9 protein-coding genes are annotated in these 7,151 nt (G+C 32.1%); 1 reads left to right on the top strand and 8 read right to left on the bottom strand.

Translation table 11 applies throughout. The features are described 5' to 3' along the window. Positions 1 to 1,549: T9SS type A sorting domain-containing protein (locus AB8B90_RS00570; RefSeq protein ID WP_405332553.1), on the top strand; the 1,549-nt coding region annotated here is incomplete at its 5' end. A 73-nt stretch (positions 1,550 to 1,622) separates the two neighbouring features. Here the strand turns inward: AB8B90_RS00570 and AB8B90_RS00565 are convergent. The 8 genes from AB8B90_RS00565 to AB8B90_RS00530 form a co-directional block, all read right to left on the bottom strand. Beyond that, complete coding sequence (locus tag AB8B90_RS00565) at positions 1,623 to 2,045, bottom strand: VOC family protein (protein WP_405332550.1); 423 nt, start codon at positions 2,043 to 2,045, stop codon at positions 1,623 to 1,625. Positions 2,046 to 2,094: 49 nt separating this feature from the next. Beyond that, positions 2,095 to 2,655, bottom strand: coding sequence for a hypothetical protein (locus AB8B90_RS00560; RefSeq protein WP_405332547.1), 561 nt, complete (start codon positions 2,653 to 2,655; stop codon positions 2,095 to 2,097). Positions 2,656 to 2,766: 111 nt separating this feature from the next. Then, on the bottom strand, positions 2,767 to 3,639 hold the full coding sequence (locus AB8B90_RS00555) for a LytR/AlgR family response regulator transcription factor (protein ID WP_405332544.1): 873 nt from the start codon (positions 3,637 to 3,639) through the stop codon (positions 2,767 to 2,769). Positions 3,640 to 3,644: 5 nt separating this feature from the next. Next, complete coding sequence (gene rluF / locus AB8B90_RS00550) at positions 3,645 to 4,397, bottom strand: 23S rRNA pseudouridine(2604) synthase RluF (RefSeq protein ID WP_405332541.1); 753 nt, start codon at positions 4,395 to 4,397, stop codon at positions 3,645 to 3,647. A gap of 18 nt (positions 4,398 to 4,415) precedes the next feature. After that, complete coding sequence (locus tag AB8B90_RS00545; protein WP_405332538.1) at positions 4,416 to 5,243, bottom strand: alpha/beta hydrolase; 828 nt, start codon at positions 5,241 to 5,243, stop codon at positions 4,416 to 4,418. Continuing rightward, the gene (locus AB8B90_RS00540; protein ID WP_405332535.1) at positions 5,244 to 5,606 is read right to left on the bottom strand and encodes a cupin domain-containing protein; all 363 of its coding nucleotides are present in this window, start codon (positions 5,604 to 5,606) and stop codon (positions 5,244 to 5,246) included. 49 nt (positions 5,607 to 5,655) lie between these two features. Further along, positions 5,656 to 6,216, bottom strand: coding sequence for a hypothetical protein (locus AB8B90_RS00535; protein WP_405332532.1), 561 nt, complete (start codon positions 6,214 to 6,216; stop codon positions 5,656 to 5,658). Between the two features lie 22 nt (positions 6,217 to 6,238). Beyond that, positions 6,239 to 7,151 (bottom strand): helicase HerA-like domain-containing protein (locus tag AB8B90_RS00530; RefSeq protein ID WP_405332529.1); only part of this gene is annotated, 913 nt, incomplete at its 5' end.

Raw genomic sequence — 7,151 nt, 5'->3', positions numbered from 1 at the left:
GACATGTACAACTTTAGAAGTGACGTTAGATGGCTCGGGTAGTAGTACCAATCCAGATGCAGATTTAAGTTATTCATGGAGTGGACCGAATGGGTATTCAGCTTCAACAGAAGATATCACAGTTAGTGAATCAGGAACATATACTTTAACCGTAACCGATAACGATAATGGTTGTTCAGCTATGAGTAATGCAACGGTTAATTCGGATACAGAGGTACCAAATGCTGATGCTGGAGCAAATTTAGCATTAACATGTACAGTATTAGAAGTGACGTTATATGGTTCAGGAAGTAGTACGAATCCAGATGCAGATTTAAGTTATTCATGGAGTGGACCGAATGGGTATTCAGCTTCAACAGAAGATATCACAGTAAGTGAAACAGGTACATATACTTTAACAGTAACTGATAACGATAATGGTTGTTCAGACATGAGTAGTGCAGAAGTGACTAAAGAAGTAATTGAGCTTCAAGTTATAAAAACAGATGTGACTTGCTTCGGACTTGATGACGGAGCAATTCTAGTAGATTATGTTACTGAAGGAGCAACTGTTACAGTTAATGGAGAAGGATATAATCCAGACATGTTATATGAACCAGGAACTTACACAATCATAGCAACTTTTATTGGTAATGATGATGTAGATTGTACGACTTCAGAAACCGTTACAATTTTAGAACCAGTTTTTGTTGATGTTCAAGTAAGCTCTACAGATGTAACTTGTTATGGAGCTGATGATGGTACAATTACTATCGAAAGTTTAAGTGAAGGTGCATTTTATACTATTAAGCTTAATGGCTTTGGGCCAGATTTAAGTGATCAAGATTATTTTGCTCCTGGAACATATGTGGTTGAAGCTAGCTTGATTGATGAGTCATTATCAAGAATGGCTTCGAATGAGGAAAAGAGTATTTCAGAAAGATCACAAAACCCGTGTGTCGATGGTAAACTAATCGTTATTAGTGAGCCAGAGGTGTTTATGTGTAGAATTGGTAAAAGTTTTGGTGGAACAGAAATCAGATGTAATGATAGAACTAATAATCACTTAAGTGTTGATCATATTGGAGGAGTTGGTCCTTATACGTATTCATGGACAATGGATAAGAAAGCACTATATGGAATATGGAATATTGAATCTGGTGCTGATCAGCAAACGATGACCTATATTCCTGGATTGCAAAGTGCTACATTTATTGTCGTAGTTACAGATGCTAACGGTTGTTCAACTACTTGTCAGATTGAATTGAATTCAACTTGCACAAAAGATGATTACTACAATTATTTCTCTAGAAACGCTGAATTTGATTTTGAGATGTTTCCAAATCCAACAAAAGGAAATCTGACAATAACACCTAATAAGTTAACAGGTAATAGCGCAGTAATTGAATTATATGATTTAGTTGGAACTAAAATTCTTAATCAATCGTTCAGTAAAATACGAGACAATAAAATTGATATTAATCTTTCAGGTTTAACAAGTCAAGTGTATTATTTAAAAGTGACGACCAAAGATGGAACAAAAATCAAAAAAGTTGTGATAAATAAATAACCAACCAAATATCAATTGATTATAGCAACTTTCAACACCTTTATTCTTTAAAAAGTTTAGAGGTGTTGTTTTTTTATTTAGCAAAAAGTTGATTAATGTCTTTGAAAGCTTTAAACTCTAAAGCATTTCCAGCTGGATCTAAAAAAAACATGGTTGCTTGTTCTCCATTTTGTCCTTCAAATCTGATATAAGGTTCAATAACAAAGAGAACACCTTTGTTTTTTAGTGACTTTGAAAAACTATCAAATTCTTGCCATGGAAGTACAACACCATAATGCGGAACAGGAACTGACTTTCCATCTACTGTATTGGTGTGAATTTTTTCATCAGACTTAGGTTTATAATGAATTACTAATTGATGTCCAAATAGATTAAAATCAACCCAATGATCACTACTTCTGCCTTCTTTGCAACCGAGGATATCTCTATAAAATATTCGACATTCTTCAAGATTATGGACAGGTATAGCGATATGAAAAGGTGATATTGTCGGCATAGTTTTGTAATTTATTAGTCGAAAATAATCAATATTTTTTAGTTTTATTCTATCTCTTACAATCAATTTTCCAAGTTGGAAACACAACTTTTTCACTAATATTTGTCCATTCACCAACCCATTTATAACCCGTTTTACTTATGTCGTAAAATGTCAATCTAAAATAGCCATCCGTTCCATTTGGTGCTTTTTGTTCTTTATACAGTACTATGTTGTCATCTTTCTTATTGCCTTCCCAAACTGGAAATTTAGTTGAAGGAGTTTTAGTTGAAAACCAATGTACGTACCATCGACTACTGTCTTTATTAAATTGCCTTATACTACCTGAATGTGAGCCGTCAGGTTTTAAAGTTTGATCTTGAACAGCAGTTCCGTTCATAATATATTTCCACTCCCATGTGATTTTTTCAGGAGTACTCCATGTGCCATCTTGATTGCGAGTTGTAGATTCACAATTACATAATCCTATCATTAGATTAAAGTCTTTAATTTGTTCTGGTGCTTCAGGATTTGGTAAACCAAAAGGATTTGTTTCAGAAACTTCATAATCATATTGTCCAAAACAAAATGTTGTGCAGAGAATTAAAAAAATAATAAGTGTAGTTTTCATATCTATTAGTTTTTGATTGAATTCAAATCAAACTAAAATAATTGTATTCTACTATAGAATTGCAGAGAGTGGTTTATAATTTGCAGTAAATAGCGTTAAGAAAACCTAAATTTATCTGAAAAAATCTTTAACAATTCTCAAATTACTCTTAGATATAGGTACTTGAGTTTCATTTTGAAGAATGAGATTAGGTGTGTTAGCTAAATTTAACTCTTTGGCTAAATCCATATTTACAATTGCTTTCCTGTGTACTCGAAGAAAGTTTGTGTTTAGTTTTTCTTCTAGTGCTTTTAACGAACTTCGCATGGTGTATGTTTTGTTTGAAGTCGTGTGAACTTTCACACAATAATCATCTGCTTCAATCCAACTTATTTGATCTACAGGAATAATTTTACGTTTATTGCCAATTTTAATGTTTAACACTGTAGATTTTTCATCAACTTTTAATCGTAATTCTTCATAAAGCTTAGTGTTACTAATCTTTAATTCTGAAAGTTCTTGTACTTCAATTTGAAGCTTTTCATTTTCAAAATATAAATAAAGGATCATACTTATAGCGATATAGCCTAATGTGTAAATCGGTGCTTTTTGATATGTAAAAAATGGAATGTATTCTGAAAACAATTCTGAAATTGAAAAGACCTCATTAGAAAAATAAATCTGTATTAGAGAAATAAGAATGATGTTGATAAGAACTAGACTAAAAATAACGCATACTAGTATTAAAATGTCAAGTATAGTTTGTTTTTTGTTTGCTTTAGTCTTGATGTGCCAGATTAAAATTAATGATAATAAAACCCAAATTAACCAACGATAAGATTGCGTTTTTAAAATAGTAAAAAATGTAACATCGTCAGCGATTTGAAATCTGTTGATATAATATAATTGTTGAAGTGTTTCAAATGTAATTGCAATACAAATGATGAAAGCGATAATTAAAACACTTCGTCTAGAGTTTGATATGGCTTTTAATTTTGAAAGCAATGCATTTATCGTCTAATTGATTTTGGTTTGTGATTTTTTTGTGAGTGTTCAAGTAAACTACTCAATTTTTTGAATTCATCTTGAGTGAGTTCTCTATATTCACCAACTGGAGTATTTAATTCAATATTCATGATTCTAACGCGCTTTAGAGTTTGGACCTCATAATTTAGATAATCACACATACGTCTAATTTGCCTGTTTAAACCTTGAGTTAGAATTATTCTGAAAGAAAATTTGCTTAGTTTTTCTACTTCACATTTCTTAGTCCTTTGTTTTAATTCTTCAAGATAAATACCTTGAGACATTCGTGTAACAAACGTTTGAGAAATAGGTTTATCTACAGTTACAATATATTCTTTTTCATGATTGTTACTTGCGCGAAGAATTTTATTTACAATATCGCCATCATCAGTCAAAAGAATTAAACCTTCACTAGGTTTATCTAAACGACCAATAGGGAAAATCCGTTTCGGATAATTAATAAAGTCAATAATATTATCTTTTTCAACTCGAGTATCAGTTGTGCAAACAATTCCTATAGGTTTATTAAAAGCTAAATAAACAAAGTTGGTTTTGTTATTTTGAACTACATTTCCGTCGACATGCACTGTGTCATTTGAGCTAATTTTTGTTCCCATCTCTGGAACTTCACCATTAATAGTAACGCGACCAGCTTCAATAAGTTTATCGGCTTCACGACGTGAGCAATAACCAGCTTCACTAAGATATTTGTTGATTCTTTTTAAGTCTCCAGGCATGTTCAAAAATACAATAAACTAATGACTTATGAAGTCTAAAATATGGGCATCTACAGTATCAGATTTTAGTCCGTGGCCAAAACCTTCAGTTGTTATGAGTTTTGAATTTTTATAGAAATTTTTAAAATCTTCGGCATCACTATATGGAATAATAGCATCATATTTATCATGAATTAAAAGACCTTGGGCAGTAATAGTTTCTGAAAATTTAGCAGCATTAAAATGTTCAGGTTTATTATTAAAACGTTCATGGACAATAATATCCATGGTTTTTGAAATTCGACTATTGTAACCCATCATATTCACATATCTACCAAATACATCAACAAAATTTGAAGGTGCACCCAATAATACTAATTTTTGAATTGTAGGTAGTTGGTATTTGTGTTGAAAAAAAGTTGTTGCCATACCTCCAACAGAGTGTCCGATAACAATATTAGCTTTAAACTTTTTAGCTACTGCATTAATACATTCAGAATAGATAACAGCATTAAATAGTTTTCCACCCGATCTTCCATGTGCAGGAGCATCAAGAGCAATGACATTAAAATCTAAAGCTTTTAGTTTCAAAATAAGATCTTTCCATCTCACAGAGCTACTTTCCCAACCATGGGCCAATAATATAGTATCTCTTTTTCCTAACCAGCGATAGGTCATAATAGTGATGTCATTACATTTAATATCTTCTATAAAAGCTGTCTCTAGAAAATCTTTTTCTGATTCTTTTAGTCGTGTTCGCTTTGGAGATGAGAATAGACGCATTGCTAAATTAGCAGCAGCTCTAGAAGAAAACAGGCTAATGAAGTTAATGATAGCTCCAATAATTTTTGCAATTACTTGTTTCATTTAATTTTCTCTATTAACTAATTCCATTGAAAAAGCGGGTCTACAAATAGCGATATATTCACAAACGTCATTAAATGGATTTGAGTATTGAACTCTTGTGTTTTTTTCTATTTTAATAGATTCACCTTCATTCAAAATCACAGTTTCCTCACCAATAATAAATTGTTTCTTTCCTTTAATTATAAAGGTGTATTCATCAAATTCTGGCGTTTGAAAAGGCTCGCTCCAGCCAGGAGGAGCAACCATATGTGCTATGCTAATTTCAGAGTTGCCATCAGTTGCAATTCCAAAATGTTCTTTTATGACTTTTCCGTCAGTAGTAGGTACAATAAATGGGGAGCGTTGTACTTTGTGTGTTCTCATTATCAATTTTTGTTTTCAGAATTACAGCGTGTCAAAGACTGTAAATCTGTTACCAATATAACATGAAATATTTGATTTTAGCGTTATCTGGTATTTGTACAGCTTCAATTTTTAAATCCATATTGAATTGTAAATTCGCAGGTAATTCTTTTTTATCTATTGTGAAAGAAGCATTTATCTCGTTTACAGAAATTACTACAGAATTAATAAGAGTTGCAATTCCTGAAATTTTGTAGTTGTTTTTTATATCTGAAAATGTACTTATCGAGGATATGTTTTTATCGGTCTTGTATCTAGAATCTTTAATGTGAATACTCTTGATTTTTGCTGTAGAATCAAGGGCTTGAGTTGGAGTGAGTATTAATAATGGCTTGCCAGAAGACGTGTCGTAAATTTCAATATCATTCACACTTCCTGAAAACTCATCTCCCATAATATTTTTTACTATGGAATCTGTAGGAAATGCTAATTCTAAATCTTTAACTTGAGTAGAATCAGTTAATAAACCAATATGTTGCTTTCCAATTTGAAAAGGATCTTGCTTTTTTTCTTTTGTGCAACTAACTATAAGTAATGCGATAAGCATCACTGCAACTAGGGATTTGTTCATGAGTTTTTAAAAATAGGGTGTTTTATTTCAACATTTTTGTCAATATACCAAGAACACTTCTAATAACTGTTGGACTTGTTAAAACCTTAACAATTGGGTTTTGTCTGGTACTTGTTCTTCTTGTTTTTCGTTTTGTTTCTGCTTTTTTTAGGGCTTCTTTTTCTTTTTTTGCTTTTTCTTTAGCTTCTTCAGCTTCAGCGACTTTTATTTTTTTGTTGAGCATTTCATAAGCGCTCTCACGATCTATTTCGTCATTATATTTCTTAGCTAGTTTAGATTTACCTAGCAGTGCACCCAATTCAGTTTTTGTCAATACATCCATTCTGCTCATTGGAGCTCGCATCATAGTTGCAGCTAAAGGTGTTGGTTTTCCTTTCTCGTTTAGAGCGGAAACTAATGCTTCCCCAATTCCTAGTGAGGTTAATACATCAGCAGTGTCGTAATATTCTGTATCTGGATAATTTTGAGCAGTAAGTTTAATTGCTTTTCTGTCTTTTGCCGTAAATGCTCTTAAAGCGTGCTGAACTTTTAATCCGAGTTGACCTAAAACAGCTTCAGGTACATCTGTAGGGTTTTGAGTTACAAAATATAAACCTACCCCTTTACTACGAATTAGTTTAACAATACTTTCAATCTGATTCAACAGCGCTTTTGAAGCTTCATTAAAAATCAAATGCGCTTCGTCTATAAACATGATAAGTTCTGGTCGACCACTATCACCTTGTTCAGGAAAAGTGGAATAGATTTCAGCCAAAAGACTTAACATAAATGTTGAAAATAACTTCGGACGATCTTGAATGTCTGTCAATCGAATGATATTGATATAGCCTTTCCCTTCGTTGTTAATGCGAAGTAAATCATCAACTTCAAAAGATGTCTCACCAAAGAATAAATCTGCACCTTGCTGTTCTAATTCAATAACTTTTCTCAGAATT

Origin of the sequence: Psychroserpens sp. (genome assembly GCF_045105015.1) — a bacterium.
Classification (GTDB): domain Bacteria; phylum Bacteroidota; class Bacteroidia; order Flavobacteriales; family Flavobacteriaceae; genus Psychroserpens.
This window is presented reverse-complemented; position numbering and strand designations above follow the sequence as displayed.